The sequence below is a fragment of the Chryseobacterium foetidum genome, from assembly GCF_025457425.1.
GTDB classification, from domain to species: domain Bacteria; phylum Bacteroidota; class Bacteroidia; order Flavobacteriales; family Weeksellaceae; genus Chryseobacterium; species Chryseobacterium foetidum.
This window is the reverse complement of record NZ_JAMXIA010000001.1, coordinates 3,003,671-3,021,977: the sequence shown is the minus strand read 5'-3', so window position 1 is coordinate 3,021,977 and position 18,307 is coordinate 3,003,671. Positions and strand designations below refer to the sequence as shown.

At 37.1% G+C, this 18,307-nt stretch carries 14 protein-coding genes and 1 tRNA gene; 6 read left to right on the top strand and 9 right to left on the bottom strand.

The annotated features are described in order from the left end of the window. Positions 1-36: 36 nt before the first annotated feature. Positions 37-4,824 (bottom strand): translocation/assembly module TamB domain-containing protein, encoded by a 4,788-nt coding sequence (locus NG809_RS14045; RefSeq protein ID WP_262151655.1) that lies wholly within the window; start codon positions 4,822-4,824, stop codon positions 37-39. Between the two features lie 4 nt (positions 4,825-4,828). On the opposite strand from NG809_RS14045, the gene tsaD reads away from it, so the two are divergent. The 3 genes from tsaD (at position 4,829) to NG809_RS14030 (ending at position 7,177) form a co-directional block, all read left to right on the top strand. Continuing rightward, on the top strand, positions 4,829-5,845 hold the full coding sequence (gene tsaD / locus NG809_RS14040; protein WP_262151653.1) for a tRNA (adenosine(37)-N6)-threonylcarbamoyltransferase complex transferase subunit TsaD: 1,017 nt from the start codon (positions 4,829-4,831) through the stop codon (positions 5,843-5,845). Positions 5,846-5,936: 91 nt separating this feature from the next. Beyond that, a complete protein-coding gene (locus tag NG809_RS14035) occupies positions 5,937-6,347 on the top strand; it encodes a hypothetical protein (RefSeq protein ID WP_262151650.1) in 411 nt (136 codons plus the stop codon). Between the two features lie 134 nt (positions 6,348-6,481). Beyond that, positions 6,482-7,177: an RsmE family RNA methyltransferase gene (locus tag NG809_RS14030; RefSeq protein ID WP_262151649.1), complete on the top strand. Its 696-nt coding sequence runs from the start codon at positions 6,482-6,484 to the stop codon at positions 7,175-7,177. Here NG809_RS14030 and NG809_RS14025 read toward each other — a convergent pair. Beyond that, on the bottom strand, positions 7,174-7,833 hold the full coding sequence (locus tag NG809_RS14025; protein WP_262151647.1) for an XAC2610-related protein: 660 nt from the start codon (positions 7,831-7,833) through the stop codon (positions 7,174-7,176). The genes NG809_RS14030 and NG809_RS14025 overlap by 4 nt on opposite strands. 9 nt (positions 7,834-7,842) lie before the next feature. Next, entirely contained in the window at positions 7,843-8,502 is a 660-nt protein-coding gene (locus NG809_RS14020; RefSeq protein ID WP_262151646.1) for a TrmH family RNA methyltransferase, read from the bottom strand. Between the two features lie 236 nt (positions 8,503-8,738). On the opposite strand from NG809_RS14020, the gene NG809_RS14015 reads away from it, so the two are divergent. The 3 genes from NG809_RS14015 to NG809_RS14005 all read left to right on the top strand — a co-directional run bounded on the left by NG809_RS14015 (position 8,739) and on the right by NG809_RS14005 (position 10,452). After that, complete coding sequence (locus NG809_RS14015; RefSeq protein ID WP_262151644.1) at positions 8,739-9,764, top strand: asparaginase; 1,026 nt, start codon at positions 8,739-8,741, stop codon at positions 9,762-9,764. Positions 9,765-9,811: 47 nt separating this feature from the next. After that, positions 9,812-9,898: transfer RNA gene (locus NG809_RS14010), tRNA-Ser, on the top strand. 176 nt (positions 9,899-10,074) lie between these two features. After that, positions 10,075-10,452, top strand: coding sequence for a hypothetical protein (locus NG809_RS14005; RefSeq protein WP_262151642.1), 378 nt, complete (start codon positions 10,075-10,077; stop codon positions 10,450-10,452). Between the two features lie 21 nt (positions 10,453-10,473). Here NG809_RS14005 and NG809_RS14000 read toward each other — a convergent pair whose 3' ends face one another. From NG809_RS14000 to glmS, 6 genes are all read right to left on the bottom strand, one after another. Beyond that, the gene (locus NG809_RS14000) at positions 10,474-11,511 is read right to left on the bottom strand and encodes an NAD(P)/FAD-dependent oxidoreductase (RefSeq protein ID WP_262151640.1); all 1,038 of its coding nucleotides are present in this window, start codon (positions 11,509-11,511) and stop codon (positions 10,474-10,476) included. 55 nt (positions 11,512-11,566) lie between these two features. Then, positions 11,567-12,505, bottom strand: coding sequence for a type IX secretion system ring subunit PorN/GldN (porN, locus tag NG809_RS13995; protein ID WP_262151638.1), 939 nt, complete (start codon positions 12,503-12,505; stop codon positions 11,567-11,569). Between the two features lie 24 nt (positions 12,506-12,529). Continuing rightward, positions 12,530-14,125: a type IX secretion system motor protein PorM/GldM gene (gene porM, locus NG809_RS13990; protein WP_262151636.1), complete on the bottom strand. Its 1,596-nt coding sequence runs from the start codon at positions 14,123-14,125 to the stop codon at positions 12,530-12,532. A 40-nt stretch (positions 14,126-14,165) separates the two neighbouring features. Then, complete coding sequence (porL, locus tag NG809_RS13985; protein WP_262151634.1) at positions 14,166-14,858, bottom strand: type IX secretion system motor protein PorL/GldL; 693 nt, start codon at positions 14,856-14,858, stop codon at positions 14,166-14,168. Between the two features lie 61 nt (positions 14,859-14,919). Next, positions 14,920-16,335, bottom strand: coding sequence for a T9SS ring complex lipoprotein PorK/GldK (gene porK / locus NG809_RS13980; RefSeq protein WP_262151632.1), 1,416 nt, complete (start codon positions 16,333-16,335; stop codon positions 14,920-14,922). Positions 16,336-16,445: 110 nt separating this feature from the next. Then, on the bottom strand, positions 16,446-18,299 hold the full coding sequence (gene glmS / locus NG809_RS13975) for a glutamine--fructose-6-phosphate transaminase (isomerizing) (RefSeq protein ID WP_262151630.1): 1,854 nt from the start codon (positions 18,297-18,299) through the stop codon (positions 16,446-16,448). Positions 18,300-18,307 lie beyond the last annotated feature (8 nt).

Genomic DNA, 18,307 nt, shown 5'->3' with positions numbered 1-18,307 from the left:
TTAACAGATATGATAAAAATCATTATGATTTTAGGATTATTTCTTTGTTGAAATTACGGAATCTGTTTTTATCGAATCATTCTTAACCGCCGGTTTTTTATCTTTTTTCTTCTTTTTAAAGAAAGAATTGAAACTTTTGCTCCAGACAATACCGCCACCATACGCCTGATTTGCAGAACCGTTAGAGATCACCGCTCCATTAGCTCCATTGCTCATTCCAATATTACTGGGCTTAGAATATCCTCTTAAGATAAGCGTTCCGTCGTTCTTTTTAGAAATATCGTACTCTATTGAACCTTCACCAGACAAATAATTCTGAGTTGTTCCTTCAGTCTGATTTAACGGTATTCCCAGACCTGTTTTAACTTCAATTCTTGGTGAAAGCGCAAAGCTCAAACCTGCATTGGCACGGTCTCCTGTATTAGAGCCGACGTCACCACGGATATAATTTAAATCGATCTGAAACTCGCTGCTCATCGTATTGATGATTGATCCGAGCTGCTTCAGAGCGAGATTGTAACCTGAAGACTGCGCCAGACCTGCGGCATCCAGACTTACCGTACTTGTTGTATTAAAGCTGTTTAAAAGTAAAATTGAACCAAACTGTAACACATCTTCACCTTCAGCCTGATTGATTCTTGTTGCCAAAGCTTCTTTCACCTGACTGGAAACATCCAAAGCCGTTACACCCAGTTTTACATCAGGATCATTTAATGTTCTCGTAATTTTTGCCTGAAGCAAGACGCTGATCGGCCCAACTCCCATATTCAGGTATTCCCCTGCATTGGAAACCATTCTCACATAGTTGGCGGTAATATCAAGGGTTGGAGTCATTGCGTTGCCATCCCAGCTGATGCTGCTTCCTTTCTGGATCTGGAAAGTTCTGTTCAGGATTGCTTTCGAAACGAAAGTTCCGTTTTCTACAATGTAATCTCCGCTGAGTTCTATATTTCCTGTGCGGCTCATTCTGAATCTGAGGTCATCTGCAACACCTTTTACATTGATGTTTCCTACGTCATCGCCTACCAGAACGTTTACGTTTGTACCTTTATCTACATCAAGATTAAAATCGATATCCATATTGGCACCGCTTTTTTTCTTTTCTTCCAAAACTACAAATCCGCTCTTGTTTTCCTGTAGAAATCTCAACATTTTAAATTCCTCAACATTTGAGGTAGAAGCTGAATTAAAAGTAAAATTACTCCCATTCAAAGCCTTCATGTTTGGGGTTGAAAGACTTAAAGCCGAAACTGGCCCATCAACGAAAAGTTCGCCCTGACCGTAAACTCTACCCCAGAACAAATCGTAATCTTTCTGAGTGGTATCAAGCATTAATAAATTATCAGCTCTCATCAGAAGCGAAACTCCCATCGACGAAAGTGTTTCAAATCTGATCAATCCTGAAATTGTTCCTTTGGAATTGGCTCTTCCATCGTGCACACCGATATTGTTCAGAATCGCAAGACCTTTAGTTAAATCAATAGTTGTATTGTCAAATGAATAATCCACTCCGGTGAAAAGAAGTTTTAAACCAAAATCTTTCAGGCCAATACTTCCGCTGTAATCAAGGTTTTTCATCGTTCCGTTGATCTTCAGGTCACCGGTTGCTTTACCTCTCATGTTACCGAAAACCGTTTGAACAAACTGCTGCGCAAAAGAGAGATCAAACTCATCCAGCTCAGCATTCAGATCAATAGTTGGTGTAGCTGTGTTGTTATTCACCGTTCCTGTGAGATGAAGATTATTGTTTCCGATAATTCCTGCTGAAGTCACCTTTACATCCACATCGTATACGTTCAGTGAAAAACTGTTGGTTGCAGAAATGGTAATATCTCCCATATCATTTCCGTTCATCATGATATCATCAATAGTGAGATCTACCAGCGGTTGCAGCGTGCTCTGATCCATCCTGATCTTCACATTTCCGTTCGCCAGACCTTTGATATCCATGGTGTTTCCGTTTGGAGTCATTTCAAGAATCTTTCCTATGGCAAAATTGCTCACTTCCGCATCTACATAAAAATCTTTGGCAGATTTAAAAGTGGACTCGTTAATTTGCAGTGAACTTTCATCAGAAAAAATTCTCAGGTTCTTAATTTCAAAATTGGCTGTCTTTTTTCGGTAAGTTATCGAATGATCGAGCGCAGGATTCGTATCAATCGCCCATTTTACGTTGTTAAAATTAACTTCCGTCGGTTCAAATCTGAAAACATAATCACCAAATTCGTTGCTCGACTGATTGAAATTAACGGTGTAACTTTTAAGATTCTCATCTTCCTCATCCTGTGGACTTCCGTGTTTGAAGCTTGTGGCAATTTTCAGCAGCGAATTATTTTCGTTTTTACCTGTAATTGTAATGTCTTTGAGAACATTCTGATTATACTGAAGTCTGTTGACTTTGGCAAAAATCTGCTGATCAAGACTCGCTGTATTGATTCTTACTTTTACACTGTCTACCATCGCACTGTCGCGGGTGATCACGAGGCGGTCGTTGATTTTATAATTAGGATTCGCTTCTGCCAATGCACGGTCTGCATCGGTAATTTCCTGCTGTTTGGTCATGATGTATCTCATCGAAGCAGCATCAAGATCAAGAATTAAATTATTGGATTCCCCATCATATTCAGCGACCACTTTCGCTCCCTGAGAAAGCTGAAGATCAGGCATAAATAACGCTACCAAACCCTGTTCGATATCAAAATTCAGATTAAATTTCTGTCCGCGGTAGAGTTTTCTTGGGGCAGGACCGACGAGAATTTTAGCCAGACCATTTTGCACCATTCCAGAAAGATCTGCGAGATTAAATTTCCCTGAAATCTGTCCGTTGATCGCTTCCGGAGCATTTACATCAATAATTCTGTTGCCACCTTCTACCCTCGTATTGATTTTGGCGTGAGGAATGTGATATTGTTTTCCTCCATTCGCAAAATGAACATTGTCTACACTCACATCCAAACCTAAATCATTCAGATCAGACATCGCCATTTTCCCGTTGATCTTTCCGCTGACGATCTGTTTTCCAGCCTGTCCGGTGAAATAATTTAAATTTAAAGAATTGATATCTGCATCCACATCGGCAGAAATCCGTTTTGTACTGAAATCTATTAAGCCTTTTACAGTCGCCTTTACTTCTTCATCATTTACGGTGATGAGACCGTTGTATTTCCTGTGATCAAGCAGACCGTCGAGGTTAAGATTGTTTATTTCCCTATCCATAATTTCGATGCTTGAAATCTGGGATTTAGTGGAAATTCTCATCGTGTTAACATCGAAACTCTGCCCGTTAATATCAAATCTACCAGAAATCAAACCTACAGCTTTGCTCTTGGTGATCACTGAAGTATTCAAATCTTTCACAACTGCCAAACCGGAATATTTCGGCACTGGCGAACTGTATTCCCTTAAAGAAAAATTGGTGATCTGCGCCTGTCCGATTCCTGTAATAAGATTTCCGGAGGACACATAAACCTCTTTTGCATTTACCCTTGCACTTCCGTTGTATTTTAATTTACCAAAATCGTCTGCAAAATTCTTCATTTTAGCAGAGATGAATTTCGGCATCATCGCTTTTAAATCTATGTAGGTAAAGTCCGCAGATAAATCTTTGGTTTCAATTAAAAAATTGCCTTTCAATAAGTTTTTTACCTCCATTTTTTTGGTGGCAATGTTGACAGACGGATTTCTGATCAGGAAGTTATCAAGCGTAAAATTATTCAAAGGTCCGGTCATTTTCCCCGACACATTGAAAGGAATAAAATTATCCCAGTTCGTCACAAAATAACTGATGTCGTAGCCGCTGATCTGGCTTCCGAGCTTCATATCCATTTCCCATTTTACCTTATCTGAGAAACCTGCCCACGAGCCATCATTTAAATTAAATTTAATATCTCCCTGAAGCAGTGAATGATCTGTATTAAAAGTTAAATCCTTCAGCAAAAGGAAATCCTTGGTCATCGCAAAGTCTGTGGAAAACGTCTCTACAAAGTGAGCCTTGCCCCACCGTTTTGTGGTAAAAGTAAAATTATTGATGGTGGCTGCGATGTTGACTCCATTTACTTTTACTTTTGGAGCAATGAGATTCACATTCGTTGCAGTAAGCCACTTTCCTGCCTCTCCCACGGAATTCTGATTAACGATTGAAACTTTAGAATCTAAAATTTCCAGTCTTGAATTTAACTGAAATGGCGGTTTAGTGGAATCTTTCTTTTTGCCACTGTCGAAAAGTTGGGTAAAACGGATGAAGTTTGAGATGCTGTCGCCTTTGTACGTAATAACCTTTATATCAGCATCAATCAATCTTAAACCGTTAAAACTTAAAGAATTGTGTTTTCCGATATTGGTTGCGAGAGAAAACCAGTCTGAATTTGCCTTGAATTCGCGTGCCTTGATGAAATCTACATCTTTATAATCCTTGATTCTAAGACCTTTGATGGTAACGTCGCCGAAAAAATCCACTTCAACACTTTCTGTAGACATTTTAGCTTTAAAATCTCTGTTGACAATCTGCAAAGCCTGATCGGCAGCCCATCTTTTGGTGACCGGTAAATTGATGGCTATAAAAACAAGAACGACGATGGAAAGAACCGTCCAGAAAAGAATCAACAATAATTTTGCCCACCACGAATAGCTTACCACATCCTTTGCAGCCTGCTTTCCCAATTCCTGAGCGGTGTCTATAGGATGTTTAATGGCTTCGGCAGCAAAATCTGAAGCTTCTTTCACCGACTCCTGAACATTATCTACGGTTTTCTGAACCTGATCTCCCAGATTTTCACTTACCGATTTTTTGTTCTTATTTTCGTTATTATTCTCTAACTTTGCCATTATAATGAGCGACTCTATTATTTTAGGTATCGAATCGTCTTGTGACGACACTTCTGCGGCGATTATCAAAGGAAATACAATTCTCTCCAACATCGCAGCCAATCAGGAAATTCATAACGAGTACGGTGGTGTGGTTCCGGAACTGGCTTCCAGAGCACATCAGCAAAACATTATTCCTGTTGTTGAAAAATCTTTCGTCAAAGCAAATATACAACAAAATGCAATTTCTGCGATAGGTTTCACAAGAGGTCCCGGACTTTTGGGTTCCCTGCTTGTGGGCACTTCATTCGCTAAGTCTCTGGCGATGAGCCTTAACGTACCTTTGATTGAAGTCAATCATCTTCAGGCACATATTTTGGCACATTTCATCGACGATGCAAATCCCGTGCCTCCGAAATTCCCGTTTTTATGCCTTACCGTAAGCGGCGGACATACCATGATTGTGCTTGTAAAAGACTATTTTGAGATGGAAATTATCGGTAAATCAATAGACGATGCAGCTGGCGAGGCTTTCGATAAAATCGGAAAAATTTTAAATCTTGATTATCCTGCAGGACCGATTATTGACATACTTGCAAAGGAAGGAAATCCCGATGCTTTTCAGTTTAACAAACCACGGCTTGAAAATTATGATTATTCATTCAGTGGTGTGAAAACTTCTGTTTTGTATTTCATTCAGAAAGAAGTAAAGAAAAATCCTGATTTCATTAAAGAAAACCTGAATGACATCTGTGCTTCGGTACAGAAATGTATTGTTGAAATTTTAATGAATAAACTTCAAAAAGCCGCCAAAGATTTAAACATAAAAGATGTTGCGATTGCCGGCGGCGTTTCTGCCAATTCTGAACTGAGAAAAGCAATGCAGAACAACAGCGAAAAACTGGGTTGGAATATTTACATTCCGAAATTTGAATATACAACTGATAACGCAGCGATGATTGCGATGGTGGCTCAACTGAAATTTGAGAGAGGAGAATTTACAGATTTGAGAACAACTGCAACTTCAAAATACGATTTGTAAAGAAAAATTCCTTACTTCAATGAATCCTTCGACAGGCTCAGGATGACAAGGCTGGAAAATTTCTAAAAAAAATTAAATTAAACATTAACAGATGAAAATATTACTGGAAGAAAAAATACTGGGAACCCAATCTAAAAAGAACTCAAAATACTACTGGGTTTTGGAAACCATTACAGGAAAAAATGATGCTTCGTCTGAATTTGATGAAGATGATTTTCAAATGATAAGTTCAGAGACCGGTTTTATTCAGAACGTAAAGGAAGAAATTATTGAAAAAATCAATGCTGAGAATGTTTTCAGTTTTGATTATGAACCGAAAGAAGGTGATTATCTTTCCATCAAAAATAATTTGAGAAAAAATGAATATCTGAATTTAATTTTCATGAATACTCTTTGGGTGGAAGAAATTTACATGTGTTCTTACAGAGACTGCGAAGGCGATGTTTACACGACAATGAAAACAGGAGTTGCTTTTGTAAGTGAGAATGAGATTTATTTTTAAATATTAAAGAATTGACGGAGCCGTTTACAGAAAGGAACTTCGACAGGCTCAGTCTGACAACGTTCAATCAACTTTTGATAATGCAGATTATTCATTTTAAATAAAATTTAAGCAGACTATAATTTTTATCATTTATGAAACTTTTTTTTGGCGAAATCAATAACGGAAAAGCAATTATCAACGACGAAGAGCAACAGCATATTGTGAAAGTTCTCCGTATGAAAAGTGGTGAAGAAATTCACATAACCGACGGAAAGGGAAATCTGGCTTCCGGAACATTGATTATTGAAGGAAAAAAAGCAGGAATCGAAGTTGTAGAAATTAAAACTGAAACTCCTGATTTTAACCCAAAACTTCACATTGCAATTGCTCCGACAAAAAACATTGACCGTATTGAATTTTTCGTTGAAAAAGCTGTAGAAATGGGAATTTCTGAAATTACTATTCTTCAAACAGAAAAAACAGAGCGCAAAAATCTGAACATTGATAAAATCAGAAAACAGGCGGTTGCGGCTTCAAAGCAAAGCTTAAGATTTCATTTTCCTGTCATTAATGATTTAATTAAACTTCCTGATTTTCTCAAAAATATAAATTCTGAAACCACTTTTGTAGCACATTGCAACGAAAATCTAGAAAGAATCAATCTGAATGAAATTCCAAAACTTGAGAATTACACTTTTCTGATTGGTCCTGAAGGGGATTTTTCGGATAAGGAAATTTTATTTTTGGCTGAAAAGGAAATTAGAGCGGTTTCTTTGGGCAATCAGAGATTGAGAACAGAAACTGCTGGAGTTTTTGTAGCGGCATGGAATTACAATCAGATGTTTTAATCGCCTTCACCCTCAATTTTAAAATGTGTTTTTACAAACTTTCCTTTTTTAAACTGATACGTTGAGTAGTAATAAGTGGAAGGACCAGCGTGATAACCGGACGTGATTTCTTTATTCTTTTTAACTAAAACCGGATTTATAATTTTACCGAATGAAGGAGAAAATACGTATTTGCCGGATTTCTTATCAAAAAGCCACAGGTAATACGATTGGTCAACCATTCCTACCCACTTGATCAGTTTAAAATCTTTATGACCATCAAAATTCCAGTCTTCATCACAGGAAAAACTCACTTCATAATCATGCAAAACCAACGTTGAATCTTTTTCAGCCTCTAACTTTTGAAATAATTTTCCACTCTTTAAAACCTCTACTTTTGGAAAATTGATAAGTCCACTTTTCTGTTCTTCACAGAAAACCTTGTATTCAAAACCATTTCCTTTTTTCGAAACTGTGTATTTTCTCACTATTTGAGATCTTTCTTTCTCTTCCTGTTCCTGAATTTTCAAAATTTCCCCGTCGGACAGTTTAACTATTTTATCTTTTGCAATTACCGGAGAATGCTGTACTATTTCAAGTGAATGAGATATCGATTTTTCATTTTTTTGACATGAAAAAATCAAAATCAAGACAATTAACACAACTGTATTTTTCATCAAATGAATTTATGTATTTTCCCTCAAAAACTTATCATAAATCTGCTGTCCACTTTTAATGGAATTTACAGCCCAGCGGATTTTCATCTGCAGCAGTTTTTCTTCGTCTAATTTATAATCGATATCTGATTTGATCAGTTTCTGTTTTAGTTCATACATACAGATTGAAGCCGCAACAGAAACATTGAAACTTCTCGTAAAACCGTACATTGGAATCGCTAAAGTCTCGTCGGCAAAATCAAGAATTTCTTCAGTTACGCCCTGCATTTCGGTTCCGAAGACCAAAGCTATCGGTTCGGTAATTTCGTATTCGGGTAGAAATTTTGCATTTTTCTCTAACGAAACAGCAACCATCTTGTAGCCACGGTCTTTGATATTTTGGAAGGACTCCATATTTCTGGGAAGTCTTTCTACTTCAACCCAAGTATCTGCACCCTTTGTGACTCTCAAATTCGGTTCGAAATTATTGTCTTCCTGTAATGCCACCACTTTATGAAAACCACAAGCTTCAACGGAACGCACAATGGCTGCTGCATTTCTGAACTGATAAATATCTTCAATCACCGGAAGTATAAAATCTGAACTCTCCGGGGCAAAATGTTCTATTTTGGAAAGTCTTTCGTCTGTAAGGAAATTTTTGAGGTAATCGTAAATCTGCTGGTCTTTCATCCGGCAAAAATAATAATTTTTTTGAGGCAAAACGAGTGATCAAAAGGTTTGAAATAAGGCGGAAAATAAAATGAAAGTGATGACTGAAACACTGTTGATTAACAAAACAATCTGCGCCCCGGCTTGAGTGGAGCTCTTTTTGTGAGGAGGGACGACGAGCAAAAAAGCGGGAACGGAAGACGGATACAGGCGCCCAAAACGAAAATAATATTATAAAAAAACGTATTTTTGAATCTATGAAAAGAAAAGTACTGTTGATCTACACCGGCGGAACAATCGGGATGGAAAAGGACTACGAATCCGGAAGTCTGCGTGCGTTTGATTTTGGAAATATTTTTGAGAAAATGCCCGAAATGAAGCTGATGGAGTGCGAGGTTTTTGTGCATCCGTTTGAACAACCGCTCGATTCTTCTGATATGGGACCTGACGAATGGCGAATGATTGCGAAGTTAATTTCTGAAAATTACGACCAGTACGACGGTTTTCTTGTTCTCCACGGAACGGATACGATGTCTTACACTGCATCAGCATTGAGTTTTATGCTGAAAGGTCTTTCCAAACCCGTGATTTTAACAGGCTCTCAGCTGCCCATTGGTGATTTGAGAACGGATGCGAAGGAAAATCTTCTGACGAGCCTTTATTACGCAAGTCTTTATGAAAACAATGAAGCGGTAATTCAGGAGGTTGCAATTTACTTTGAATATAAACTTTTGAGAGGCAACCGGACTTTGAAATATTCTGCGGAATTTTTTGATGCCTATTCCAGTCCGAACTACCCTATTCTTGGGCAGTCCGGAGTGCATTTGAAGATTGATAAGGATAATCTATGGAGAGATTCTTTACAATCTGAGTTTTACGTTGACGATCATATTTGTGAGGACATTCTTTTCTGGCGGATTTTTCCGGGTATGAATCTGAATCATTTTAAGGAAATACCGAAAATGAAGGTTTTGATTCTGCAGGTTTTTGGTTCGGGAACTATTTTCAGCAGCTCGAAGACTTTTGAAACGTTGCAACAGATCAGAAATAACGGGACGGAAATAGTGGTGGTGAGCCAATGTATTTCCGGCGGAATTTCTTTCGGAAAATATGAGAACAGCAATATTTTCGCAAAAATCGGTGCCATCAGCGGAAAAGACATGACTGCGGAAGCTGCGATTACCAAAGCGATGCATTTGCTGAACAATCCAAAGTATGAAGGAAGCTTTGCAGACAATTTTTCTGAAAATATTTGTGGGGAAATCAGCGAATTGGGAAATTAAGCTTTTGTTAATTCAATAATTTGCTGTACTTTTGCAGTCTTCAAACTAGAGAGGTGTCCGAGTGGTTGAAGGAGCTACCCTGGAAAGGTAGTATGCGGGTAACTGTATCGAGGGTTCGAATCCCTTCCTCTCTGCTGAAACCGTCTGTTTACAGGCGGTTTTTTTGTTTCCATACACCAGGTTTGAATATCACATTCGCATAATATTTTAGTTTTATTATAAAATATTCGTTATTTTAATAAAAATTAACATTTATTAGCATAAAATGTTGTATTTTTGCATCACACTAAAGCTACAAAATAAACACAATATGTCATCAAAACTATTCATCATCATGACAGCTGTCGTCTTATACAGCTGTACAGCGCCATCAAAGGATCCGGATATCCAGATTCCGAAACAGGAAACTGAAGCACACGAGGAAATCGTTTTTCACGATTACACAGATCAGCTCGGTGAAAAACTTTCTGTGGGAACTCACAAAGAGAAAAAAGCCAAAACAGTGAAGTACAACGGAAGTGTCTACGTTCTTGAAAAAGATTTTGAGAGCAACACCTACTCCACGTCTGATAACGAATATCAGTTTACTGAAAACAACAAGGAAGTTACTTTTCTGAAAAAGAATTACAACATGGTTCTTTTTACATCAAAGAAAAGCGCTGAGCAGGCTACAACTCAAATGCAGTAGTTGAGCTTTATTTACAATTTTTCAAACTAAAAATCTTTCAAGCGAAATTTCTTCAGGCAACGGGATATCTTTCTCAATAAAATCGTAGAGGTTTTTTGAGAAATAACATCCGTTGAGGATCCCGCGTGCACCTAGGCCGTTGAAGACGTAAAAATCTTTATAATTGTGATGTCTTCCCGCAATTGGTCTTCTGTCTTTAACAGTGGGTCTGAAGCCGAAACTGATGTCTTTAACTTCGAAATCGTATGGATAAATTTCGGCTAAGCTGTTGACAAGTTGCTCTACCGCAGAATCATCGATTTTAGAATGGAGCTGATCTCTGTCGTAAGTTCCGCCGTAGAAATAAAGTCCGTTCTTTAAGGGAAAGAGAAAATGTTTCTTTTTTATAGTTACACTTGTTTTTAAATCATTCTGAAGCTTAACTTTAATATGATGACCCTTGTTTGGAATAACCGGAATATCTTTGAAAAAAGGGTTTTCTGTAACTCCCATTCCTTCGCAGAAAAGTATATTTTTAAACTTAAATTCTTGATAAATATTTTCTGAAAGACTGATCTGAATGTAATCGAATTTCTCTTTGACTAAACAATTTTTTGAATCTAAATAAGAAAACATATCGCTGAAAAAAGAAGCCACATCCAGACGCGCAGATTGGCTGACACTGCCTGTTCCGTATGGATTTCGCACATCATCCAATTCAGAAAACTCTGTATTCAGAAAATTCCTTAACTCTTCGGAAGCAGCTTTTTTAAGCCATAAGTTTTTTTCATTTTCATCATGGAAGATACGATGGATGGGCTGTTTAATTAAATAGTTTATGCCGGTGTACTTTTCAATTTCTGAAAGTACTTTTGTCAAATAATCGATTTGTTCATGAGCTTTCCAAAAGGTTGTAAATTTTTTGAGAACAACAGGATTGATAATACCTGCAGAGACCTGGGATGCACCTTTTCTGCCTTCTGAGAATATCTTAAAAGACTTTTGCTCTTTAATTAAATGATGAGCAAAAAAAAGTGCTGCGTAACCGTCTCCGACAATAATATAATCTACATTTTTCATAATAAAAAAACCTGAGTAAAAGTACTCAGGTTTTTTATAAATATCAAGTGGATTTTTAATAATTCCACATATCATTTTCCATTTGAAGAATCTGTTCTTTGATTCTTTGGCTTTCAGCTAACTGCTCTTCTGCATTTTTAGGGATATATTCTTCGATAACTCCATCACCTGTTCCTGTAGAAGATTTGTAGATTACAGAAGAGAATCTTCTTGCGTTGATTACATCGTCAAAAGAAATATCTGCTGAAGAGTTTTTCTTGTTATAAACGTAATTATTTGCTAAAATATCTCTGGCTGTAGGATAGTAAATCCAAAATAAATCAACAAGATCATTAGCTCCTTCCATTAACTTACCTTCAGCATCAACTCTACCTTGAGAAGTAGGATCAGGACCCATCGCAGCAATCCCTAAAGGTCTGTACTTCATTTGTCCATCTCTTCTGTCGATAAACCACATACCCATGATTTTTAAAACTTTTACCTTATCAGTAGTTGTTTTAATATAGTCAGTATATCTAACCTTCTCTTCTTCAGTAAGGGCTCTTCCACTATTAAGAATTTCTATAGCCTCTTCTGCGATTCTTACACTTTCTAATTTAGCTTTTATTCCATCCGGAGATAACTTTGTAGTAAAATTTTCATCATCATAAACTTCTTCAATTTCACCATTTAAAGCTGCATCAAGCAAAATCTGATATAAAGATCTTGTATTCTTAGATAATAAACCATTTGGATTATCATAGTAGAAAGGCTGGTTGATTTTATCATTTAAATCGATAATTTCCCATACCATCATGCTTTTAAGAATATCTTTCTCATCAACAAAGCCATATTCTAACGGTGCAACTTTATTACTGATCACAGTATCTCCTACCTTTCTCATGTTATCTGATCTCATCTGTCTGAATTCTTCAGGAGATGAAGCATTTAGAATAGTCTGAGAAAAAGCAAACCCAGAGGCTAAAACTAAAAGACTGCTTATATATTTTTTCATAATATGATTTTTCAAATTATAATCTTATTGAACATTAATGGTAACTGGAGACAGCTCTTTTAAAATCTGATTACCTAAGCCTGTTGCAGTAACTTTTATGTCATAAATCTGTACAACATCACCAGATCTCAAGTTTCTAAGTAAACCAGCAGCAGATGATAATGAATTCCCTTGAATCAAAGTACCTGCTCTGCCTGGTAATTTCAAGATGAAACTATTAACTGTAAATGACACCGGGAAATCAAAGTCAGGCAATGCCGCAGTGACAATTTGATTCTCGATAGATGCAGCTGGCATAAAGTTTACGCTCTTACCTCTTATTTGACCTTGAGGTTTAGGAATTCCTTTAATCCTATACTCAAATACCTGAGAAACAGATTTTCCATTTGGTTCAGTACCTGAAAGTGTAAGTTTAACTACAGTCCCTGTTGTAGGAGTTACATTCCATTTACCTTGTCCAGTACTTTTTACTGTTGCCCCTGCAGATGCACTTAAAGAAAGTCTAGCATTATCAGCACCTAAGATAGATCCAGATACAGGGTTTTCTAAACCTCTATACATTACATTCATCTTATCAGCAGATAATAATAATCCTTTTTCAAGTTTTACTTCCTGCGGACCAGCGATTACATTATATGTATGGTTGAAAGGGTGTGTTGTTACTTTACCTTCAGAATCAGTTAATGAAATTACACCTGAAAATTCTCTTTTACCAATACCTCCAGTATTTAACGGTAAATAACCCTTACCATTTTCCTGTCTGCTTACGCCTGAGATTCTGATTTTATCACTGTTAGAATAAGATCCTAACATTACAACAGCTTCAGCTTTACCACCAGCAACGATGTCTGTAGGTGCAGAAACAATTGCTTCATACTGATTAAATTTAATGGTTGCATCAACTTTTTCAGATAATAACATTGCCAATGCATCAGACTGTACATTTCTTGCATCATTCTGAATAATTTCTAAATTCGAGATTGCTGCAATAAGCGGCTGGTGATAAAATTTATTCTGGAACCATGTTTTTCCGTTTGGAGATTTACCCTGAGGATAATCTGTAATAATAGATTTGTTCGCTCTGTTTACTACATCAACCAATTGAGGATTTTTCCCGAAGGTAGTATTGATATAATTTCTCACATCATCCATTTTAGCTTTAAGATCTGCAGCACCTTTCGATGTAGAGTTCTCATCACCTTCCTTGAAGAAAAATTCAGTGGTAGCCTCATTGTTGTTCAGTGCAGAGAAATTCTCACTTACATCCATGATTTTACCTGTCTTCGGATCTGTATCAAAAAATTCAGATTTCTTTTTAAGATCAACCTTTACAGTTTCAGCGAATTTAACCAACTCATCGATCTTTGTTTTAAGAACACGGTACTGCTTCAAAGGTTCTGCATAAGTCTCAGGTACCTGCATTGCTTTTGCTTCAAGTGTCTTTTCAAAAATCTTCTCGTTTTTATCTTCCGTTAAGCTTCTGGTTTCGTTAAGAGCTCTTGTAGAATCGTAATATGATCTGATGATTTCAACATCAATGTTTAGGGCCATCATTGCGATGAACACCAAGTACATCAGGTTGATCATCTTCTGACGTGGAGTCTGTTTTCCTTTTGCCATTATCTTTTCTTTAGTTTTTGATTAAATTAATGGTTAGGGATTATGACTTCATAGCAGTTAACATACCACCGTAAACTCTGTTTAAGCTGTTTAAGTTAGTTGTTAAACCTTGTAATTCTTGGTTAAACTTCTCAGATTGTTCTGCTGATTTCTGCATGTCATCAACATACTTTTTAGCAAACTCTGACTGTCTTTGACCGTTCTCCAACTGCATTGCATAAAGAGCGTTCATGCTTTCCATGTGGGTAGCAGCTTTGTTTAACTGGTCGTTATATTTGTGTGTAGAAGCAGAAACGTCTACAGTTTGGTTGATCTGATCAACTGAACTTGAGAATTTATCGATTCCTGTTCTTAATCTGTCGAATAACTGTACATCAAGTTTAGCATCCTGAAGCATTTTATCAAGTTTACCTGATAAAGAATTTTCTAATTCTGCAAAATGATCTACAGTATTTTTAGCTGAAACATTTGAGTGTAAAGGATTTGGGTTTGCATGCTTATCCAATAATTCAGGGTAAACATTCTCCCAGTGGTAAGATTCTTCTGCTGCAGGTGGATCGAAAGCGAAGATGATGAAGATGATCGCTTCAGTAACCAATCCCACAGTAAGTGCGATATTACCATTAATAGGTCCCAGAGTAATGTGAGTAATTTTAAGCCAAGCTCCAAGAATTACAATTGCCGCACCGAATGAATAGAAGAAATTCATCCACGCATCTTTAGTCTTAAACATATACGTTAGTTTTTTTTAAATGAGTTGTTAAATAAATTGATATATAAATTAAATGGTAATATTATCTGTTTACTCTTTTAGCTTTTACTGCAGCTTCCGGAATATCCTGTACTGTTCTGAAACCGATGTAGCTTCTTGCAGAATCTTTTCTTTCCCAATCTCTAGCACCGTTCATCAACATGTAACCAACATCTTTCCAAGAACCACCTCTTACAGCTTTCTTCACTTCAGTTTTATCTTTGGTAGAAGGATTGAGTGTAGATGAGAATGTATAAGACGAGTTATTGTAAGGAGAAACTGTCCATTCTGAAACGTTACCGGCCATATCAAATAAACCGAAACCGTTCTTTTTAAATTTCTTAACTGGAGCTGTGTAAGTATAAGTACCTTTTACATCATCTTCCATATAGTTACCTCTTTTTGGCTTGAAGTTTGCAAGATAGCAACCTCTGTCATCCATCAAGTAAGGACCACCCCAAGGATAATCTGCATTCTGCATACCACCTCTTGCTGCGTACTCCCACTCAAATTCGTTTGGAAGTCTGAATCTCATTGGCGGTTGCTTTCTTCTTTTCAAGCTTTCATTGTAATCAGACTTTAATTTAGATCTGAAATTACAGTAAGCTCTTGCCTGATCCCAGGTAACACCTACTACAGGATAATCTTTGTAAGCTTTATGCCAGAAATACTGTTCAAACAGAGGCTCATTATAAGTAAAGTGGAAATCTTTTTTCCAGACAGTTGTGTCAGGATAAATTGCGATACTTTCGCTTCTCAGGAAGCTTGCACCTCTCTGATCTTCAGCTACAGCAGCATCCATATCTCCCCATCTGTATGTATATTTTAATTTACTAACATCCAAAAGTCTTTCGCTACCTACTCTTGAAGAAGCCGGTAAATACATAGACTCAAGAACTTCAGCATATTCTACATCAGGATATTTAGAAGTGCTCCAATGCAAAGGAATTTTCCAGTCTAATCTTTTAGTAGCATCGAAACCGTCATCTCTTCCACCAGCACCGTCAAGATATTCCTGGTACGGAGTAAGGTTTTCTTCTTTTTTAGCAAGATAAGCATAGTCTCCGATGCTCTGGCCTCTGCCACCACCGTCACCGCCTTCACCGGCAGCTTCAGCAAGCATTGTTCTAGCGATAGAATCTCTTACATAATTAATGAATACTCTGTATTCAGCATTTGTAGTTTCAGCTTCATCCATGAAGAATGAAGAAACTGTAACTGTTTTTAGAGGTGCTTTTTCAGGATTGTCTGTTAAGTCTTTACCAGACATACCAGCAATAAATGAACCTCCGGGAATTGCAACCATACCGTATGGTCTTTCCGCTACAAATGACGATGTTTTTTCTCTAGGTATCAATTCTCCTTTTGTTCCTGGCTTCCCAACAGAAGAAGATCCACCACCTGAACAAGATACCGATGCTACCGACGCAGACACTAATAAAAGAAATATCCTTTTCATGTTAATTTTTATAATTAAGCCGTAAATATATAATTTTTTTAAGAAACTTTTAAGATTTTTTTTAGAATAACGAAAAAAAACTAAAGTTATTTTATTTCCTAGTCTTTTTTTTACTCTACAGTTACAGATTTTGCCAAATTTCTTGGCTGATCCACATTTGCCCCTCTATAAACTGCGATGTAATAAGCAAGGAGCTGTAAAGGAACAGACGCCACTATAGGTGAAAAACATTCAGATGTTTCAGGGATTTCAATCACGTAATCAGCCATGGCACTTACCTGAGTATCTCCTTTATTTACAACCGCAACTACTTTACCTTTTCTCGCCTTGATTTCCTGAACATTGCTTACAATTTTATCGTAATGACCTTTTTTAGGTGCAATGATTACAATTGGCATATTTTCGTCAATCAAAGCAATCGGCCCGTGCTTCATTTCTGCAGCAGGATAACCTTCGGCGTGAATATAAGAAATTTCTTTAAGTTTTAAAGCTCCTTCCAAAGCCGCAGGATAATTGTAACCTCTTCCTAAATATAGGAAGTTGGTCGCATTGATAAAATCCTTAGCTATCTCCTGAGTTAATTCATGTGTTGCAGCCAGAACTTCTTCCACTCTTTTAGGAATAGCATCCAGTTCTGCAATAAGATTCATGAATTCGGCATTACCTAAGTTACCATTATGTTTACCTAACTTTAAAGCAATCATGGATAAAATAGTAAGCTGCGCTGTAAATGCTTTAGTGGAAGCAACACCGATCTCAGGACCAGCGTGTGTATAAGATCCTGCATCTGTAATTCGTGCAATAGACGAATCTACAACATTACAGATACCATATATAAATGCGCCTTTTTCTTTAGCTAATTTTAAAGCAGCCATTGTATCTGCCGTTTCTCCAGATTGGGAAATTGCGATCACAACATCTTTATCAGTAATAATTGGATTTCTGTATCTGAATTCAGAAGCGTATTCTACTTCTACAGGAATTCTTGCAAATTCTTCAATTAAATATTCACCAATCAGACCTGCGTGCCAAGAAGTTCCGCAAGCGATAATGATGATTCTGTTGGCATTTTTGAATTTTTCAATATGATCCCAGATCCCGGCCATTTTGATGATTCCTTCATCTACAAGAAGTCGCCCTCTCATTGTGTCGTGTATAGATTTTGGCTGTTCGAAAATTTCTTTCAGCATAAAATGCTCATAACCTCCTTTCTCTATTTGCTCAAGACTTAATTTAAGCTCCTGAATTTCAGGCTGTATTTTAGAGTTTTCGATGATTGTTCTGATGTCAACACCATTTTCAAGAGAAATGATTGCCATGTGACCTTCCTCAAGATAAATAGCTTCTTTTGTAAATTCTACGAAAGGAGATGCATCTGAAGCGATGAAATATTCTTTGTCACCAATTCCGATAGCCAAAGGAGATCCTAATCTGCCAACTACCAAAACTCCAGGATAATCTTCGTGCATTACGGTGATTGCGTAAGCTCCGTAAACTTCATTCAAAGCAAATCTTACTGCTGTAGGAAAATCTGTTTCGGCATTCAGATCCATAAAATACTGAATAAGATTCACCAGAACTTCAGTATCTGTTTCCGACTGAAAAGTAAATCCTTTCTCAGTAAGCATAATTTTAATAGTATCATAATTTTCAATAATACCATTATGAATAATTGCTATTTTGCCGTTGTTTGATAAATGAGGATGTGAATTTCTGTCACTTGGAACACCATGTGTAGCCCATCTTGTATGCCCCATCCCAATTTTTGCAGTTCCTTTTAACTGACTTGCAATTCCTTCCAAATCATCTACTTTACCTTTGGTTTTCTGTACTTCAAGGCTGTGATCCGGTTTTTCAAGTACAATACCTGCACTGTCGTAACCTCTGTATTCGAGTCTTCTAAGCCCATTGATTACAATTTCGTAAGCATCCTGGAAACCTGTGTATCCTACAATTCCGCACATAAATTATA

What these genes read in the sequence shown, in the direction of transcription:
- NG809_RS14045 (WP_262151655.1), bottom strand. Translation starts at nt 4,824, where the DNA reads ATGGCAAAGTTAGAGAATAATAACGAAAATAAGAACAAAAAATCGGTA.
- tsaD (WP_262151653.1), top strand. Translation starts at nt 4,829, where the DNA reads ATGAGCGACTCTATTATTTTAGGTATCGAATCGTCTTGTGACGACACT.
- NG809_RS14035 (WP_262151650.1), top strand. Translation starts at nt 5,937, where the DNA reads ATGAAAATATTACTGGAAGAAAAAATACTGGGAACCCAATCTAAAAAG.
- NG809_RS14030 (WP_262151649.1), top strand. Translation starts at nt 6,482, where the DNA reads ATGAAACTTTTTTTTGGCGAAATCAATAACGGAAAAGCAATTATCAAC.
- NG809_RS14025 (WP_262151647.1), bottom strand. Translation starts at nt 7,833, where the DNA reads ATGAAAAATACAGTTGTGTTAATTGTCTTGATTTTGATTTTTTCATGT.
- NG809_RS14020 (WP_262151646.1), bottom strand. Translation starts at nt 8,502, where the DNA reads ATGAAAGACCAGCAGATTTACGATTACCTCAAAAATTTCCTTACAGAC.
- NG809_RS14015 (WP_262151644.1), top strand. Translation starts at nt 8,739, where the DNA reads ATGAAAAGAAAAGTACTGTTGATCTACACCGGCGGAACAATCGGGATG.
- NG809_RS14005 (WP_262151642.1), top strand. Translation starts at nt 10,075, where the DNA reads ATGTCATCAAAACTATTCATCATCATGACAGCTGTCGTCTTATACAGC.
- NG809_RS14000 (WP_262151640.1), bottom strand. Translation starts at nt 11,511, where the DNA reads ATGAAAAATGTAGATTATATTATTGTCGGAGACGGTTACGCAGCACTT.
- porN (WP_262151638.1), bottom strand. Translation starts at nt 12,505, where the DNA reads ATGAAAAAATATATAAGCAGTCTTTTAGTTTTAGCCTCTGGGTTTGCT.
- porM (WP_262151636.1), bottom strand. Translation starts at nt 14,125, where the DNA reads ATGGCAAAAGGAAAACAGACTCCACGTCAGAAGATGATCAACCTGATG.
- porL (WP_262151634.1), bottom strand. Translation starts at nt 14,858, where the DNA reads ATGTTTAAGACTAAAGATGCGTGGATGAATTTCTTCTATTCATTCGGT.
- porK (WP_262151632.1), bottom strand. Translation starts at nt 16,335, where the DNA reads ATGAAAAGGATATTTCTTTTATTAGTGTCTGCGTCGGTAGCATCGGTA.
- glmS (WP_262151630.1), bottom strand. Translation starts at nt 18,299, where the DNA reads ATGTGCGGAATTGTAGGATACACAGGTTTCCAGGATGCTTACGAAATT.